This window comes from Streptomyces chartreusis NRRL 3882 (assembly GCF_900236475.1).
GTDB classification, from domain to species: domain Bacteria; phylum Actinomycetota; class Actinomycetes; order Streptomycetales; family Streptomycetaceae; genus Streptomyces; species Streptomyces chartreusis_D.
The window spans coordinates 8,125,586-8,142,127 of the sequence record NZ_LT963352.1; the positions used below are offsets into that span (position 1 = coordinate 8,125,586).

General features: G+C 72.1%; 14 protein-coding genes. 12 read left to right on the plus strand and 2 right to left on the minus strand.

The window, feature by feature from the left end:
• Nucleotides 1-350: 350 nt before the first annotated feature.
• The 3 genes from SCNRRL3882_RS36635 to SCNRRL3882_RS42025 all read left to right on the plus strand — a co-directional run bounded on the left by SCNRRL3882_RS36635 (nt 351) and on the right by SCNRRL3882_RS42025 (nt 2,359).
• Complete coding sequence (locus SCNRRL3882_RS36635; RefSeq protein WP_159399459.1) at nt 351-1,502, plus strand: L,D-transpeptidase; 1,152 nt, start codon at nt 351-353, stop codon at nt 1,500-1,502.
• A gap of 23 nt (nt 1,503-1,525) precedes the next feature.
• Nucleotides 1,526-1,879: an NAD(P)-binding protein gene (locus SCNRRL3882_RS42020; protein ID WP_231911199.1), complete on the plus strand. Its 354-nt coding sequence runs from the start codon at nt 1,526-1,528 to the stop codon at nt 1,877-1,879.
• A gap of 99 nt (nt 1,880-1,978) precedes the next feature.
• A complete protein-coding gene (locus SCNRRL3882_RS42025) occupies nt 1,979-2,359 on the plus strand; it encodes a UDP-galactopyranose mutase (protein WP_231911260.1) in 381 nt (126 codons plus the stop codon).
• Between the two features lie 60 nt (nt 2,360-2,419).
• Here SCNRRL3882_RS42025 and SCNRRL3882_RS36645 read toward each other — a convergent pair whose 3' ends face one another.
• Nucleotides 2,420-2,950, minus strand: coding sequence for a DUF402 domain-containing protein (locus SCNRRL3882_RS36645; RefSeq protein ID WP_010037674.1), 531 nt, complete (start codon nt 2,948-2,950; stop codon nt 2,420-2,422).
• A gap of 305 nt (nt 2,951-3,255) precedes the next feature.
• On the opposite strand from SCNRRL3882_RS36645, the gene SCNRRL3882_RS40925 reads away from it, so the two are divergent.
• The 3 genes from SCNRRL3882_RS40925 (at nt 3,256) to SCNRRL3882_RS36660 (ending at nt 5,487) form a co-directional block, all read left to right on the plus strand.
• Nucleotides 3,256-3,420, plus strand: a complete 165-nt coding sequence (locus SCNRRL3882_RS40925; RefSeq protein ID WP_158688399.1) for a hypothetical protein — start codon at nt 3,256-3,258, stop codon at nt 3,418-3,420.
• A 156-nt stretch (nt 3,421-3,576) separates the two neighbouring features.
• Nucleotides 3,577-4,353, plus strand: coding sequence for a carbonic anhydrase (locus SCNRRL3882_RS36655; RefSeq protein ID WP_010037676.1), 777 nt, complete (start codon nt 3,577-3,579; stop codon nt 4,351-4,353).
• A gap of 114 nt (nt 4,354-4,467) precedes the next feature.
• Entirely contained in the window at nt 4,468-5,487 is a 1,020-nt protein-coding gene (locus SCNRRL3882_RS36660) for a LacI family DNA-binding transcriptional regulator (protein WP_010037678.1), read from the plus strand.
• A gap of 182 nt (nt 5,488-5,669) precedes the next feature.
• On the opposite strand, the gene SCNRRL3882_RS36670 is transcribed toward SCNRRL3882_RS36660, so the two are convergent.
• Nucleotides 5,670-9,635 (minus strand): glycosyl hydrolase, encoded by a 3,966-nt coding sequence (locus SCNRRL3882_RS36670; RefSeq protein ID WP_010048764.1) that lies wholly within the window; start codon nt 9,633-9,635, stop codon nt 5,670-5,672.
• Between the two features lie 208 nt (nt 9,636-9,843).
• Between SCNRRL3882_RS36670 and SCNRRL3882_RS36675 the strand changes: the two genes are divergently transcribed.
• The 6 genes from SCNRRL3882_RS36675 to SCNRRL3882_RS36700 all read left to right on the plus strand — a co-directional run bounded on the left by SCNRRL3882_RS36675 (nt 9,844) and on the right by SCNRRL3882_RS36700 (nt 16,516).
• On the plus strand, nt 9,844-11,103 hold the full coding sequence (locus SCNRRL3882_RS36675; protein WP_010048763.1) for an MFS transporter: 1,260 nt from the start codon (nt 9,844-9,846) through the stop codon (nt 11,101-11,103).
• Nucleotides 11,104-11,134: 31 nt separating this feature from the next.
• The gene (locus SCNRRL3882_RS36680) at nt 11,135-12,598 is read left to right on the plus strand and encodes an L-fucose/L-arabinose isomerase family protein (RefSeq protein ID WP_010048762.1); all 1,464 of its coding nucleotides are present in this window, start codon (nt 11,135-11,137) and stop codon (nt 12,596-12,598) included.
• A 239-nt stretch (nt 12,599-12,837) separates the two neighbouring features.
• Nucleotides 12,838-14,118: a cation:proton antiporter gene (locus SCNRRL3882_RS36685; RefSeq protein ID WP_010048760.1), complete on the plus strand. Its 1,281-nt coding sequence runs from the start codon at nt 12,838-12,840 to the stop codon at nt 14,116-14,118.
• Between the two features lie 303 nt (nt 14,119-14,421).
• A complete protein-coding gene (locus SCNRRL3882_RS36690) occupies nt 14,422-14,709 on the plus strand; it encodes a DUF3040 domain-containing protein (protein WP_010048759.1) in 288 nt (95 codons plus the stop codon).
• A 241-nt stretch (nt 14,710-14,950) separates the two neighbouring features.
• Nucleotides 14,951-15,658: a hypothetical protein gene (locus tag SCNRRL3882_RS36695; RefSeq protein WP_102514918.1), complete on the plus strand. Its 708-nt coding sequence runs from the start codon at nt 14,951-14,953 to the stop codon at nt 15,656-15,658.
• 132 nt (nt 15,659-15,790) lie between these two features.
• Nucleotides 15,791-16,516, plus strand: coding sequence for a class F sortase (locus SCNRRL3882_RS36700; RefSeq protein ID WP_010048754.1), 726 nt, complete (start codon nt 15,791-15,793; stop codon nt 16,514-16,516).
• Nucleotides 16,517-16,542 lie beyond the last annotated feature (26 nt).

A 16,542-nucleotide genomic window follows, 5' to 3' on the forward strand; every position in this document is an offset into this window, starting at 1 on the left:
GCGATACCGAAGAGCACCGCGGCTGCGGCGCCGGGGCACCGGCGGCCAACCTGCCGAATGGTCTGGGGCGACCGACGCGAGATACGACAGCCATCATGCTTGAACCCCCCTGGACTTGCCTTGATTCCTTATTACGCGCCTTCCGCGTGAAATTGCCATAAGTCCTTGGTAGGGAATCGTTGCGGTACTTCTCAGATGCGTCCCTTTCAAGGGTCAAGGTTTGGCAGCTTCCTTCTGGGAGCGTTCAGTTGGTCCCTAGGCTGACGGGTGACGCCGTACACGCCGGCCGACGAGGAGACTCCGTGACGACAATGAGGCGGGCGCCGGAAAAACGCCGGCCCATGAAGGAGATGGCGTATCTTGCCGCCTTCGCGGTGGTCTCGGTGCTCGCCCTGGTCGGGTGCGGAGCGAGCGCGAACTCGTCGGCGTCGCCCCGGCCAGGCGACATCACGATCAAGCCGGTCAGCGACGCGTCCGGCCGAGCCGAGCCGGATCAGCCCATTCACTGCGCGGCCACCCACGCGAAACTGACCAAGGTCGCGGTCACCCGCCCGAACGGGTCCCTTGTCGACGGCACCCTCGACACGGCGACCGGGACGTGGCGACCGACGCACCCGCTCGGTCTCGACGCCCGCTACACGGTCACCGCGACGGCCACCGGCTCGGCCGGCACATCGGTGACCAAGCGCCTGAACATCGAGACGATCGATCCGTCCGGCACCGTCACGGCGCAGTCCATCACCCCGGCCACAGGGGCCCAGGTGGGCGACGCCCAGCCGGTCGTCGTCGTCTTCACCAAGCCCGTGACCGACGAGGCCGCCCTGCAGAAGGCACTGTCCGTGACCGACACCCACCACGTCACCGGTGCCTGGCACTGGGTGACCGACCGGCGTGTCGACTACCGTCCCCGAACGTACTGGCCGCTGGGGGACAAGATCACCGTGACGGGCGACCTCGATGGCGTGAACGCCGGGAAGGGCCTGTGGGCGACCGGCGACTACACCCACACCTTCACGGTCGACTCCGACGTGCACGCCGTCGTCGATCCCGGCACCCAGAGCATGGCGGTCTACCGAGGTAGCCGACTGCTCCGGAAACTCCCGATATCGAGCGGCGGGGCGCACTACCGGACCTGGGGCGGCTACCTGGTGGTGCTGGACAAGGAGGCGAAGATCCGGATGACCTCGTGCAGCGTCGGCCTCAGCTGCACTCCCGGAAGCCCCGACTACTACGACCTGCCGGTCCTCTGGGACGTCCACCTGACGTGGACCGGTACGTACATCCACGACGCGTCGTGGGACAACGCGGCCATCGGCCGGGTGGACAACTCCCACGGCTGCGTCCACCTGAGCGCCTCCGACGCGAAGTGGTTCTACACCACCGTGACGCCGGGAGATCTGGTCCAGGTCATCAATCCGTCCAAGCCGGTGGCGCTCGACAACGGGGACGGGGACTGGAACCTGTCCTGGGCCCGGTGGAGCACCCCCGACGCCACCCGGTGAGGGCGCTTCCATGAGCTTCCCCCGTGCGACCTGATCGTGGTCGGATCCGGCCTGTACGGTCTGACCGTCGCGAACGCGCGGCCACCCGACTCGGCAAGCGGGTGCTCGTCCTGGAGCGCCGTCCGCACCTCGGGGGCAACGCCCGCTCCGAGCGCGAGTCGACGACGGGCATCGAGGTGCACCGCCATGGTTCGCACGTCTTCCACACCTCCAACGAACAGGTCTGGCAGTACGTGAACCGGTTCACGGAGTTCACGTCCTACCGCCACACGGTGTGGGCCACCGCGGGCGGGGCGGTCTACTCGCTGTCCGTGAACCTCGGCACGATCTGCGCCCACGCCGGCCGCCGCCTGGCCCCGAGGAGGCGAGGGCGATGATCTGCGGACTCGCGGAGGAGTCCGCTAGAGCCGCCCGCCGAGACCGGCCGTCTCGACCGGTACTTCGGGTACTGCGAGGGCCGGCTCGGGTGGCGGATCCTGGACTTCGAGCAGGAGCTACTGGGGGTCGGCGACTTCCAGGGCACGGCGGTGATGAACTCCACCGACGAGGAGGTGCCGTTCACTCGCATCCACGAGTTCCCGCACTTCCACCCGGAGCGTGACCACCCGAAGGACCGGACGGTGATCGTCCGGGAGTACTCCCGCTTCGCCGGTCCCGGCGACGAGCCGTACTACCCGGTCAACACGGCCCAGGGCCGCGCCGTCGTGGCTCGGTACCGCAAACTCGCGCGGAACGAGCGCGGGGTCTTCTTCGGGGGACGGCTCGGCGCCTACGCCTACTTGAACATGCGCATGGCCATCGCGTCGGCGCTGGCCCTCGTCCGCAACCGGCTGCAGCCGTACTTCGGGAAGCGCTGACGCGTCCGCCCCGGACCGTCGTACGGGCCGAGGCGCTGTCCGCGGGTGTGGCCGGTCGTGTCAGACGAGTTGCAGCCACTGCCAGCCCGCGGCGACCACGGGCTCCGCGGCATCGGCCAGCCGGCCCCGCAACGAGGCCGCCTCGGCACGGGCCGCGGTAATCACCTCCGACGGGAGCCGGTACTCGGTGATGGCCTGCTCGAACTCGTCCTCGTCCACGAGCAGGACGGTGCCGTCCGCGAGCCTGGCCAGGTCGAGTTCGAGGTCGACGTAACTCCAGCCGGCCGCGTCGAGGACGGGCGGGGTGCAGATGTCGACGCCGATCCAGTGCTCCTTTCGCCACCACCACGCAGCCCACCAGCCGGAGGCCGGCATGAGCTGCACACCGTCGCTGGGCACCACCAGCGGCCGGCCGTCGCTCCTGCGGTGCGTCTCGCCCTCGGCGCAGAACAGCCAGGTGCCGAATGCGTCGGTGCCCAGCACCCGGGCGTCCCACTCGGTCGCGAGCCGCGGCCCGTCCCCTCCCGGCAGAGCCCACTTGCGCTTCTGAACCCGGATGCGCGACCCGGTTCCCTCGGCTGTTCCGGTCACCGGAGAAAGCCCCTTTCCGCACTCCAGCCGTCGGCGGTGTCCGCCTCCAGCTGCCGCAATCTAGCAGTGGCCACCTGGTCGAATCCGTCCAGGAAGTACTCGTCGCCGGGACGCGGTTCGATCGGTAGACGTCGCCCAGCAGGTCGACCTGCACGGCGAGCTGGGGGTGGGCCGTCGGGTGCATGTCCCCGTGCGGCACGCGCACCAGGCGGCCGCCCGCCCCCATCCGCTCGGCGTGCAGCGCGTAACCGTGATCCACCCGCAGCGTCGGCGCCGCCGTCTTCTGCTCCGACTCCCGCGCCCCGGTGGGCACGGCGAGCCCCCTCGCCCCGGAGGAGGTCCGGCCGCCCGCGCCGTGGCGGGTGCACCGGACCCGGGTCAGCGAGTACTCGATGATCTGCCCCCGCGGGGAGGGACACTGCGCCGAACACGGGCCGGACTACGAACACCGCACCACCGTGACCCTGTGACCAAGGGTCACCCAGCGTCCGAAGTCCTCACGCCCCGCGTTTTGGAACAGCACTTCTCCTGCGCTGCATCAGCGCTGTACGAGCGCTGACCGGCCTCCCGCGACAGTGGGATCACCGCTCCCGCCAGGGAGGACGGAGACCGAAAGGGACCGCCACATGGGTACCGCGAGGACACCGCAGCGCAGGGCCATACTCACCGGCGGGCTGGCCGCCACCGCGGCCATGCTCACCGCCTGTTCGTCGAACCCGGACGCCTCGAACGCGGGGAAGACATCGGCTGTGGGCGCGGCGAAGTCCCCCTCTCCCTCGCCCGCGGCGGGCCCGCGACCGGACTCGCCCTGGGCGGCGTTCGCACGCCTGATGGACGGCAACAAGCGCTGGGTGGACGGAAAGCTCCAGCACCCCGACCGTGACCCGGAGCGGCGGGAGTTCGTCGCCGAGGCACAGGACCCCTACGGCGTCATCCTCTCCTGCATCGACTCCCGCGTCCCGCCGGAGCTCGTCTTCGACACGGGCCTCGGCGACCTGTTCGTGATGCGCACGGGCGGGCAGGTCGTGGGACCGGTGGTCGTCGGTTCCGTGGAGTACGGGCCGATGACCACCGGCACCCCGCTGATCGTGGTCCTCGGACACCAGCGCTGCGGTGCGATCAAGGCGGCTTACGAGGCGATGCGCGACGGCAAGAAGCTGCCCGGCAACCTCCAGGCGATCTCCGACGCCCTGCGGCCGGCCTACCGGGAGACCGCCAGGACGAAGCACACCGACCCCGTCGACGCCATGGTGCGGATCCACATCAAGCAGACGGCCGCCGAGCTGCGGAGCAACAGGGACCTCGCCCCGCTCGTCAAGAAGGGCGACCTGGCCGTCGTCAGCGCCTACTACTCGCTCGACACCGGCCGCGTGGAGGTCCTCACCGGCGCGCCCTCCGCCTGATGCGCAGGCAACGACGACCGGGCGGGAAAAAACGTTCACGCCCGGTCACGTTATACTTGCGGCGCCCATGAAGGCCACCGTCGTGCCTGGTCGCACGGCTGCAACAGCGAGGGGGTGGACGCCATTCCGGCACGCCCCGCCCGCATCCAGGACGTCGCGGCCGCCGCCGGCGTCTCGGTGTCCACCGTGTCGAACGTGCTCAACCGGCCCGAGCGCGTCACCGCACAGACCGCCGAGCGCGTCCGCACGGCCGTCGCCGCGCTCGACTACGTCCCCCACCCCGGAGCCGCCGGACTGCGCACCGGGCGCGCCTCGGCCATCGGCCTGGTGCTGCCCGACGTGACCAACTCCTTCTACGCGCGCATCGCCCGGGGCGCCGCGGACGCGGCCTACGACCACGGCTACTCCCTCGTCCTCTGCCACAGCGCGGACGCCCCGGAACGGGAGCAGGGCTACTTCAGCATGCTCGTAGAGCAGCGGGCCGTCGGCGTCGTCGTCGTGCCGCTCAGCGCGGACCCGGGCCGGCTCGCCCGGCTGCGCGAGCGGGGCATCCCGCTCGTCCTGGCCGACCGGGCGATGCCCGACCGGGACGGCTGCTCGGCCTCCGTCGACGACATCGCCGGCGGCCGGATCGCCGTACAGCACCTCCTCGACCGCGGGGCACGCGACATCCTCGTCGTCAACGGTGAGCGCGGCATACGCCAGTGCGCCGACCGCTACCAGGGCGCCCGGCAGGCCGTGCGCAGCCGGCGCGAGGCGCGGCTGGACCAGGTCGTCGCCGAGCGGATGACCGTCGCGTACGGCACACAGATCGCGCACGGGCTCGGCGAACTGCCCGACGGGGTCTTCTGCACCAACGACTTCCTCGCCGCGGGCCTGTGCCGCGGGCTGACCGACCGGGGCGCGCGCATCCCCGAGGACGTACAGGTGGTCGGCTACGGCGACCTCGACATCGCGACCTTCGGCGCCACCACGCTCACGACGGTCCGGCAGCCGGTCGAGGACCTCGGCCGGGCGGCCGTGGAGATGCTGCTCGACGAGATCGAGGCCCGCGCGGACCACGTCCACGAGACCCGGGTCTTCGCCCCCGGCCTCGTCCTGCGCGACTCCACCCGCCCGCCCGCCGACGACTAGGGCCTGTCGTTTGGATCACGTCGCAGACGCGGGGTCTGGCACGCGCATCTGCCGCGTTGTCGTCGATCGCCGACGCTCCGCGTCGACTCCCTCCTCCGCCTTGCAGCTGCACGCACCAGACCCCGCTCACCGGCGCTGAGCGGCACTGTCACTTCCCTGCGACCTGATCCAAACGACAGGCCCTAGCCCCCGCCGTCCGAGGACGGGATCAACAGCGTCACCGGCCCCAGCAGCCCCGACGACAGCTGGGAGTCGAACGCCCAGGCCGTCGGCGTGGCCTCCGCGAGATAGGGCGCCAGCGTGCCCCGGACGGTCACTTCCAGCCGGACCGTACGCCCGGCGGCGCCGCGCAACGGGAAACGGTACGGCGCGCAGAACGCCTCACCGGCCGGCTCCCCGTCGACCGACACCTCCACACTGCCCCGCACCCGCCCGAGATCCAGCACGGGATCGGGCCCCGAGGGCACGTCCAGCGACCGCGCGTAGGTCACGCCCCCGCTCCAACTGCCCAGCCCCAGTTCCCGCCAGTCCCCCAGGGGCAGTGGGGCCGGTATGGTACGCACGCGCACCGGCCCACGCCAGGCGGAACCGCCCCGCAGGACCGCCGTCGGCTCGGTGACCACCTCGACCGGCGTGGGCACCGGGAGTGACTGAAGCGTCAGCCGATCGCCCTCCAGGGGACGTTCGGGCCCGTCCCCGACGCGCACGCTCGCGCGCAGCGCCAACGGCAGGCCGAGCGACACCGTGCCCGTCGGCACGGTGAACCGGAAGCGCTGCGGCATCGCGTGCACATCGTCGGTGGACCGCGCCGGCCACACGGTCCCGCCGAGCACCGGCCGGCCGGTGAGCCACCCGGTGTCCGGCAGCGGGTGCGGCCGTACCACCGCGTGGCAGTGCTGCAACTCGCCCCGCCTGCGCTCGTCCTCGACGGTCCGCCCTTTCCAGTCACCCGACCCGGCCTCCCAGCCGGCGCCGCTGACCAGGGCCGTCACCCCGTCCCCGGAACGCACCACCAGGTCGACGAACACCGAGTCCCGGGCGTCGGCACCGTCGGCCACGACCTCCAGGGTGTGCTCGCCCGCCCCGAGCGCAGGTTCGTGGCGGAAGAACGCCGGCACGGCGCCCCAGTCCGCCTCGTAGTACTCCACCTTCTCCTGCCGCGCCACGACTTCCCCGTCGAGCAGCACGGTGACCGCCGAGGCGGCACCCACGACGAGCACCGCCCGGGCGTCGCCGCCCGGCACCCGGAGCCGCGCGCGGTAGGTGACGCGGCCGTCCGGCCGTACCCCGTCCGGTGGCCGCATGAACCGCGGACGCGGCCCGAGCCCGCCCGGCTCCGACAGACAGAAGAAGCTGCCCAGGGGTGTGCCGTCGGCGGCCGAGATCGTCGAGGGGCGGCTCTGCGCGCCGGACAGTTCGTACTCGAGCACGTTGCGGTCCCGGGCCACCGTGACCCGGGCGGAGGCCAGGTAGCCGCCGCCGTCCGGCTGCAGCGGCTCGCCGTTCCACCACACGCGCTTGGCGCACTCCGCGCCGACGTGCAGTTCGGCAGGCCCGCGGTGGCCGGTCTCCACGATGGCCCGGACCCGGGCGGCCGTTCCGCCGCCCGGCACCGGGACGCGAACGAACTCCTCGTTCACCAGCCCCTTGAGGCCCAGCAGCCCGCCCGGCTCCGGGATGCCCCGGCTCGGCGAGTACACGGCGACGTCCCAGCCCGCGTCGGGTGGTACGAGGGGCAGTTCACCGGCCAGGATCCGCTCCACTGACGCGGCGTCCAGGGGGTCGGGCGCCTGACCGGGCGGCACCGGCGGCAGGACACGGACCCGGTTGCCGTACGTGACCCGGGTCCGCTCCCACGTCCCGCCCTCGGTCCACTCCATGGTCCAGATCTGCGGCTCGTCCACCGGCGAACCCGGAGGCAGGGCCAGATCGCCCCAGGTGTTGTCCATGGTGGGGACCAGCCGGCCGTGCCAGCCGGTCGAGACGTCGATCACCTGCGCGGGCGGCTCCCGTCGAGGACCCGGGGGCGTCGGCCGGCCCTCGCGCCACACGACCAGGACCGCGGGGGCGCCGCCCAGCGGCACGTCGATGGTCGAGGCGGCGCCGTCGCCGGAGACGGTGACGTGCGCGGGGGTGCGGGAACCGGTCGCCGGATTCCAGACCTCGGCCTCGGCGACGGCGGCCCGCACGGTGACGGACGAGGGACCGGCGGCGGCACCCGACGGGGAGGTCCCGGTCCGCAGCGGATGCGCGCCGATCTCGGGGAAGGCCGCCGTGACCAGCGCCACCGCCTCGTTCCCCGTCCGCCTGACGAGCAGCGGCACGTCGCTCGTGGCATGACCGGCGGCGTCGGCCACGGCCGCCGCAGCGGTCTCCGGGTCGCGCGCCCGCTCCAGCCGGGGATGCTCCAGCAGGCCCGCCACCACCGCGTCGTCGCCCAATCGGCCGGCGGCCGTGGCCGGCGGCCGGCCCACGACGACGACGCGTCCGCCCGCGTCGAGCAGTTCGGTCAGCCGCCGTGCCGTCTCCTCCTCCAGCACGCTCGTCGACGGCAGCAGCACCGCGCGGTACGCCAGGTCCCTGATCCGCAGGGCGCCGTCGGCGGCCTTGGCACGCTGCACCGAGTCGTCGTCGACGACGTCGAAGGAGATGCCGTGCCGGTCCAGGGCCCCGGCGTGCGGGGCGAGCCAGTTGTTCGTGCCGCACAGGTCCAGGTAGTGGCGCTGTGTCTCGTCGGCGTCGGCGTGGCCGTCGCCCAGCCGGCCGTCGCCGAAGTGCCGGACGGGCGCGTCCAGCGGTACCAGGGCCTGCATGGTGGTGGTCGGGTGCAGGACCGCCACGTCGGCCACGTAGCCGCCCCAGGACATGATCGAGCAGATCCGGGCCACGGTCCGGGAGAACGCCGGGTACTGCTTCCAGTACGGCTGGCGCCAGTCGGTGGACGGCGGCGCCCACTCGAACCAGCCGCCCGCTGTGCCGAAGTAACTGGCGTGCGGGTTGTACAGGTTGGCGCCGCTGCGCAGGAACGGCAGCAGCCAGTGGTAGGTGTCCTCCAGCGTGCCGCCCCAGCCCGAGGAGTGGAACGCCTCGATCCACACCCGCTCGTGGCCGTAGAGGTGAGCCATGGAGGAGTGCACCTTGGCGTCGCCGTGGTGGTCGCTGCCGGCGGCGCCGTACCAGCGGTGGGTGCGGAAGTAGTCGGTGTAGATCTGTGTCGACTGGGCCGGGTAGCCGGCGCGAGCGGGGTGGCTCTGGTCGCTGCCCAGCAGCATCCCGCGCTCGCGGTGCCATGCGGCGAGCGGCCGGAAGAGGGCCTCTTCGGTGAGTTCCGCGCGGACCGCGTAGTAGTCGGCGCGGATCTCCGTCTCCGGGACGGTGGCGTCCGTGCCGAACAGGGCCGGCAGGTGGTCGAGCAGGTCGTAGCCGCGCCGGGCGCGGAACGCGTCGGCGAAGCGGTGGCTCCAGGCGTTCGTGCCCGGCAGTTCGTCCTGGAAGCTGCCCGCGATGACGGTGCCCAGGTGCTCGGGCACGCGGCGGTCGTACTCGTGGTGCACGGCGTCCATCAACAGCCCGACGGCGTGCGGGTCCAGGTAGTCGAACGCCGTGGGCACGGCGGTGACGAGCCGGACGCCGGTTCCGTCGGCAGCGGCGACGGCCAGGGTGTCCGGGCCGCCCGGGGCGAGGTCCAGGCGTCGGCCCCGCGGGGAGTAGGCGGCGATCGGCGTCTCGGCACCCCGCACGGCGACCGTGCCCCGGGAGACGGTGACGTCGCGACAGCGCAGCGCAAGGCCCCTGGCCTCTGGGTGACGCCGAGTCACACCGCCCTGCACATTGGCGCCGGAGAACCCGATCTGGTCGTAGAACCACAGGCGGGTGCCCAACTCCGCGGCGATCTCGCAGGCGTCGGTGAAGCGCGCCCACCACTCCTCGCCGAACCACGCCGGATCGTCGGCCCGGGCGCCGAACGTCGGGCCGGCGGGGGCCAGATTGATCACGACGAGGTTGTGCACACCGCCCTCGGCGAACGCCCGCAGTTGCCAGGCGAGTCGGTCGCGGGTGACCTTCGCACCCGACCACCACCACAGGGGAGCGGGGCCGAAATCACGGGGCGGGTCCTCGAACAGTTGCCGGAGCACGGGGGAGATCACGGACGCGGTCCTTCCCCTGAAACGTTTTTAGGCCACCTTCACCGTAGGCGACCTGGAACGGTCACGCCATAACCGAGGACGACACGGCGGAGGCCGACGCGCTGCCTCCGATGTCTGCGCGACACCTTGTTGCAACGTTTTTCTCGCCCTATATTCGCTGCGACCAGGCCCCCGGAACCGCGATGTCACCAGACGACGGAGTCGCATCATGGCCGGTACCCGCCCCATCCCCAAACCGCTCTGGAAGGCCGCCGCCCTGTCGGGCATGGCCTCCTATCTCGACGCCGGGCTGATCGTCGGCATCTCCGTCAACCTGGCCATCTACCGCGACAGTTACGACATGGGCGTGTGGATGGCCGGTGCGATCAGCGCGATCGTCACCGGCTGCATCGCCGTCGGATCCCTCGTCGGAGGCCGACTCGCCGACCTCTTCGGCCGCCGCCGTGTCTACAACTGGGACATCTTCTGCTTCGCGCTCGGGGCGATCGTCATCACGCTGGCGCCCGACGACATCACACTGCTGATCGGCGTCCTCGTTGCGGGACTCGCGGCCGGCGCCGACCTGCCGACGTCCCTGGCCGTGGTCTCGGACGCCGCGCCCTCCTGGGCCCGGGGGCGGCTCGTCGCCTTCACGCAGGTCATGTGGATGCTGGGCATCGCCGTCGCCATCTTCCTCGGCTTCGTCCTGTCCACCACGGGCATGACCGGGGCCCGGCTGATCACCGGACAGCTCGCCGTCGCCGCGCTCGTCACCTGGGCCCTCCGCTCCCGCCTGAAGCTGTCCGCCGCACAGGAAACGGACGAGGAGACGGCGCCCACCCCGGCCGGCGGCGCCCTGAAGAACATCTGGACGCGTGCCGCCCTGCTGCCCATGACGGCGACGTTCGTCTTCTACGTCACCTGGGGCCTCGGGGCCAACACCTTCGGCCAGTTCGGCACCTATCTGCTCGTCACCGTCAGCGACGCCTCCCAGAGCCTGGCCACCGGAATCAACCTGGCCTTCATCCCGATCGGGGTGCTGCTGACGTTCGCCTTCGTCCGCGTCGCCGACAGCCCCTGGCGCGACCGGCTGTTCCACGTGGCCGCGGTGGTGCAGATCCTCGCCTTCGTCATCGCGTCCCTGACCGCGGGCGCCCTCGTCGGCATGCTCGTCTTCTTCGTGCTCTACCAGCTCTCCAACCCCTTCGCCGGAGAGGCGAACTACAAGGTGTGGTCGCAGCTCACCCTGCCGGCGGACACCCGCGGCACCACCCAGGGCTTCACCTACGCCCTGTCCCGGGGGGTCTTCGCGGTCGCCGCGTTCTTCACTCCCGCCCTGGCCGACCACAGCCCGGCCGTCCTGCTCTGGACGATCACCGCCTGCATGACACTGGCCGCGTTCGCCGGCGTGTTCATCATCCGCGTCCTGGTCCCCCGGGCCACCGGCGCCCCGCGCGAGAGAGCGGACCTGCGCGTCCCCAGCACCTGAGCCGCCGCACACCCGACAAGGAGCACCGACCATGGCAACGACCGCGGACCGCACCGCCGTACGGGCCGCCACCCTGCGCGACCTGCTCCCGCCGGTCACCCGGCGCCGCACCCGGATCGGGCTGGTCGCCGGCGGACTCGGCACGTACTGGCCGCAGTTCCCGGGGCTCCTCCCGCAGCTGAAGGAGTCGGCCGCCTATGTCGCCGAGCGCTTCCGGGGGATGGACGCGGAGGTGACCGACGCCGGGTTCGTCTCCGACGCCCGGGAAGGAGCACGCGCCGCCGAGCAGCTGCGCAAGGCCGACTGCGACCTGATCGTGCTGTTCCTGACGACGTACCTCACCTCCTCGATGGTGCTGCCGATCGCGCAGCGCTCGCACACGCCGGTCCTGGTCATCGACCTCCAGCCGACCGAGAAGATGGACCACGCCTCCTTCGACACCGGCGCCTGGCTGGCCTACTGCGGCCAGTGCCCCGTCCCGGAGGTCGGCAACGTCTTCCGGCGCGCCGGCATCCCCTTCCGGTCGGTCTCGGGCTGGCTGTGGCAGGAGTCCGCCTGGCGTCGCATCGAACAGTGGATCCGGGCGGCGCACATCCGCGCCGCGCTCCGGCACGCCCGGCACGGCCTCATGGGGCACGTGTATCCCGGCATGCTCGACGTGCAGACCGATCCGACGCTGCTGTCCACGACGTTCGGCTCGCACGTGGAGGTACTGGAGTTCGACGACCTGCGGCACCGGGTGGAGCGCGTGACCGAGCAGGAGACCCGGGAGCGGATGGCGCTCGCCCGGCAGGTCTTCACCCTCGACGACAGTGTGGTGGAGGAGGACTTCGCCTGGGGCGCGACCGTGTCGGTCGCCCTGGACCGGCTCGTCGCGGACTTCCAGCTCGACAGCCTCGCGTACTACCACCGGGGCCTCGACGGGGAGCTGCACGAGCGGCTCGGTGCCGGCATGATCCTGGGCGCCTCCCTGCTCACGGCCCGGGGCGTGCCGGCGGCCGGGGAGTTCGAACTGCGCACCAGCGTCGCCCAGCTCGCCTCCCAGAGCGTCGGCGCCGGCGGCTCCTTCACCGAGATCCAGGCCCTCAACTTCGAGGACGGCGTCGTGGAGATGGGCCACGACGGACCCGCCCACCTCGCGGTCAGCGCCCGTGATCCCCTGCTGCGCGGCCTCGGCGTCTACCACGGCAAGCGCGGCTGGGGCGTCAGCGTCGAGTTCGACGTCCAGCACGGGCCCGTCACCCTGCTCGGCCTCGGCCAGGACGCCGATGGCAGTCTGTCCTTCGTCACCTCCGAGGGCACCGTCGTACCGGGGCCCCTGCTGGAGATCGGCAACACCACCAGCCGCGTCGACTTCGGCCGCGATCCGGGCGAATGGGTGGACGCGTGGAGCGCCACGGGTGTCGGCCACCACTGGTCCCTCGCGGTCGGCCACCACGCGGCCGACTTCAGGGCGGCGGCGAGTCTGCTGGGCATCGACCACCGCGACGTGTGACGGGGGAATGGGTGTCGCACCCACCCGGAGATGGGTGCGATCACCGATGGTGACGGGCCCGGGGCCCGTGTGAGGCTGGCAGGGTCGCCGAGGTTCGCGCCGATCGCCATGGCCGCGGCCTCGGCCGGTGCCCAGACGCGTACGGCGCCGTCCGACCCGGCCCCACGAAGGAGGAGCCCCTATCCATCCCTGCACGGTGAAACGATCCGCCCCCTGCGCGCCCACGAAGGCGGTGATCCGTGGGACACGCTGACAGCCTTCTCGCCATGGGCGGTGCCTTCCTGGCCGCCGCCTTCCTCGCCCGCCTCGGCGGCAGGATCGGACTCCCGACGATCCCGCTGTTCATGCTCGCGGGCATCCTGCTCGGACCGCACACCCCGGGCCTGGTCATCGTCGAGGACGCACACGACTTCGAGATGCTCTCCGCGCTCGGACTGGTGCTGCTGCTGTTCTACCTGGGCCTGGAGTTCCACCTCGACGACCTCAAGAGCGGCGGCCGGCGCCTGCTGACCGCGGGCGGCATCTATCTGCTGCTGAACGTCGGCGCCGGGCTGGCCTTCGGGTTCGCACTGGGCTGGGGCGTCCGGGAGGCGCTGGTGCTCGCCGGTGTCCTGGGGATCTCCTCGTCCGCCATCGTCACCAAGATCCTCATCGACCAGGGCCGCATCGGCCGCCCGGAGACACGTCTCATCCTGGGCGTCATCGTCGTCGAGGACATCTTCCTGGCCCTCTACCTCGCCGCGCTCCAGCCGGTCATCAGCGGCGCCGAGGGCGTCGGCGACATGGTCCTCCAGGGCGCCAAGGCCTTCGGCTTCCTGCTGGTACTGGCCGCGGCCGCCCGTTACGGCACGAAACTGGCCGGCCGTCTGATCGTGTCCCGCGACAACGAACTGCTCGTCATCAGCTTCCTCGGCGCGGCCGTCCTCGTGGCGGGAGTCGCCGAGGTCCTCGGGGTCGCCGACGCCATCGGCGCGTTCATGGTGGGCCTGATCCTGGCCGGCACGCCCTCCGGCCCGCGCATCCGGGAGCTCGTGCATCCGCTGCGCGACGCCTTCGCGGCGATCTTCTTCTTCGCCTTCGGGCTCTCCATCGACCCCGGCGACATCGTCTCGGTCGTCGGCCCGGTCACCGCGGCGGCGGTACTGACCGTCGTCATGAACGTCGCCGCGGGACTCCTCGTCGCCCGCGTGTACCGCTACGGCACGGAGCCCGCCGCCGAGATCGCCACCACCCTCGTGGCCCGCGGGGAGTTCGCGCTGATCCTGGCCGCCATGGCCGCCAGCGCCGGACTCGACGCCCGGCTCGCCCCGTTCATCGCCGGGTACGTCCTCGTCCTCGCGATCCTCGGCCCGATCGCCGCCGGCCAGGCACACCTGCTCGCCCGCGCGCTCCGGGCGGCCCAGGGCCTGCTGCCCGGCCGCACGGCCCCGTCGTACGACACCGAGCCGCGCTCCCCGGACGACAGCACACCGTCGTCCGCCACCGCCACCGCCGCCCTGCCGGCCGAGGCCGAGCGCTAGGTCCTGTCGTCACACTCCCGTCGTCCGCTGACACCCTGCGCGTGCCACCACTCATCCTCGGCCCGAACATCCGCCTTACGGCACGGCGTTCGTACAGGGCGGCTACCGGGAAGAATGAGGTGCGGGCCCCATGGCGGACGCCGCTGGAGGGGGGAGAAGCTGAAGCCCTGGTGAGACCGGCCGCGCCGCGCGTCGGCGGGCTGTCTGCCTCCGCACCGTCACGCGGCCCGACACCCCAGGACGTGCCATGGCCTCGGCCGTGCCCTGCCTCGAAGCGCTGTCGGGTTCCGGGAAGGAGAAGCCGTGCCCCAGTCCGAAGACGCACGTCTCGTCGACCTCGAAGCGCGACTCGAGCGGGAGGACCCCAGGTTCACCCGGGCCATGAGAGCCGGCCGCCCGGCCCGGCCCCGGGAGTACCGGCGTACCGGAGCCTGGTGGGCCCTGGCCCTCGGCGTGGCCGTCCTGGGCTCCGGCATCGCCCTGGCACAAGGGCTGATCATCGCGACCGGGCTGGTCCTCGTCGGCATGGCGGCCCAACTGGTCGACCCGGACCCGAGCCGCCTGGGGCGTCAACGGCAGAGGCGATGGTGAAGCGCGCGGCGGACAGGCCCTACGGGGAGGAGGTCGCCGATCTCGGCGCCGTCCTCGGACAGCCGCATCCCGGAGGCGGCTCCCGCGGGGCGGCGGGTGCCGCCGTCAGGGTGTGGTTGTAACCCGTGTGAACGCTCTGGATGGTGAGACGGCCCGGCATGACTGACGGTGGTTCACGTCAAGGCCGGTCTCGTGAGCTGGCGAGGCGTCAGCGCCCGGCCCGCGACGGAAGGACTCACCGATGCGCTCTGCCCGCATGCTGCTCGCGACGGCCACGGCCACGGCCGCCCTCGCGATCGCCGCACCCGCCGCCTACGCCGAGGCGATGGGTGACTGGGACCACGACAACACTTCCTACAGCAAGGAGCACGACAAGGACGGCAAACACCACGCGCCGCGCGGCGGGGTACACACGGGTGGCGGAGCCCTGGCCGCGGTGACCTCGGACGACTGGGACAACGCCAAGCACGACGAGCACGGCAAGGACGACGAGCACGGCAAGCACGGCAAGCACGACGAGCACGGCAAGCACGACGAGCACGGCAAGCACGACGAGCACGGCAAGGGCGACGAGCACGGCAAGCCGCATGGCGCGGTGCACACGGGTGGCGGAGCGCTCGCCGCGGTGACCTCGGACGACGACTGGGACAACGCCAAGCACGACCGGGACACCTACAAGGACGACGAGCACGGCGACGACCCCTGGGGCGACAAGCAGGACGAGGAACCCTGGGGCGACGAGCACGACGGCCAGGGCAAGCACGACGAGCACGACGAGGGCTCCTGGCAGGGCGACAAGCACGACAAGCCGCGCGGCGGCATGCACACCGGTGGCGGCGCACTGGCCGCCGCGCCGGGTGTCACGGCCGGCGGTCTCGCGGTGCTGGCGGTGGCCGGCACCGGCCTGTACGCCCTGCGGCGCCAGAAGGCCTCCCGGGGCGTGGCATGACGGAGGCCTGACCTCATGCCGCCGTGGCCGCCGCACGTGCTCCTCGCGTCGCGGCGGCCCGGCTCGTCCTCCCGCATGTCCTGTCCGCTGCCGTTTCCGTTCCGCTGCCGTGCCCGAATGAGGTGGTCTCCGATGGCAGCCAGCCCCGTCCCCCCTGCCGAGCCCGGCCCCACGCCGTCGAGGCGGCGGCTCCGTACCGTCGTGACGGTCCTGTGGAGTGTCGCCGCCCTGGTCCTGACCGTGAGCATGGTCGCCGGCCGTGGCGAGTCGGCGTCCGACGCCGGCGGCCCGCCGCACGCCCCACCGGCCGTCTCGTCGGCCTCATCCGCCGCCTCCGCCGTGCCCGACGCGCCGCCCTCGTCCGCGGCGCCGCACCGGCCCGCCGCGTCCGGGGCCGGCCGCCATCTGCCGCGGTCCCGGCCGGTCCGCCTGTACATCCCCAAGATCTCGGTGAACGCGCCCTTCACCGACCTCGTCATCGGCCGCACGGGTCAGCTCGAACCACCACCGGCCCACGACACCAACCTCGTCGGCTGGTACGCCAAGGGCGTCTCGCCCGGCGAGGCCGGAACCGCGATCATCGCCGGGCACGTGGACACCGCTACGTCACCGGCCGTGTTCGCGGGGCTCAGCGAGCTGAAGAAGGGCGACCGGTTCCACGTGGCGCGAGCCGACGGCAGCAGGGCGACCTTCGTGGTGGACGACGCGGAGTCCTTCGACAAGGACGACTTCCCCAGCGAGCGCGTGTACGGCGACACCCCCGACGCCCAGGTCCGGCTCATCACGTGCTCGGGTCCCTACGACCGCCAGGCCCGGGACTACACCGAGAACCTGGTCGTGTTCGCCCACCTCGTCTGATGTCGGGCCCCGGCCTGACTTGGTGT

What these genes read in the sequence shown, in the direction of transcription:
- SCNRRL3882_RS36635 (WP_159399459.1), top strand. Translation starts at nt 351, where the DNA reads ATGGCGTATCTTGCCGCCTTCGCGGTGGTCTCGGTGCTCGCCCTGGTC.
- SCNRRL3882_RS36655 (WP_010037676.1), top strand. Translation starts at nt 3,577, where the DNA reads ATGGGTACCGCGAGGACACCGCAGCGCAGGGCCATACTCACCGGCGGG.
- SCNRRL3882_RS36675 (WP_010048763.1), top strand. Translation starts at nt 9,844, where the DNA reads ATGGCCGGTACCCGCCCCATCCCCAAACCGCTCTGGAAGGCCGCCGCC.
- SCNRRL3882_RS36680 (WP_010048762.1), top strand. Translation starts at nt 11,135, where the DNA reads ATGGCAACGACCGCGGACCGCACCGCCGTACGGGCCGCCACCCTGCGC.
- SCNRRL3882_RS36695 (WP_102514918.1), top strand. Translation starts at nt 14,951, where the DNA reads ATGCGCTCTGCCCGCATGCTGCTCGCGACGGCCACGGCCACGGCCGCC.
- SCNRRL3882_RS36700 (WP_010048754.1), top strand. Translation starts at nt 15,791, where the DNA reads ATGGCAGCCAGCCCCGTCCCCCCTGCCGAGCCCGGCCCCACGCCGTCG.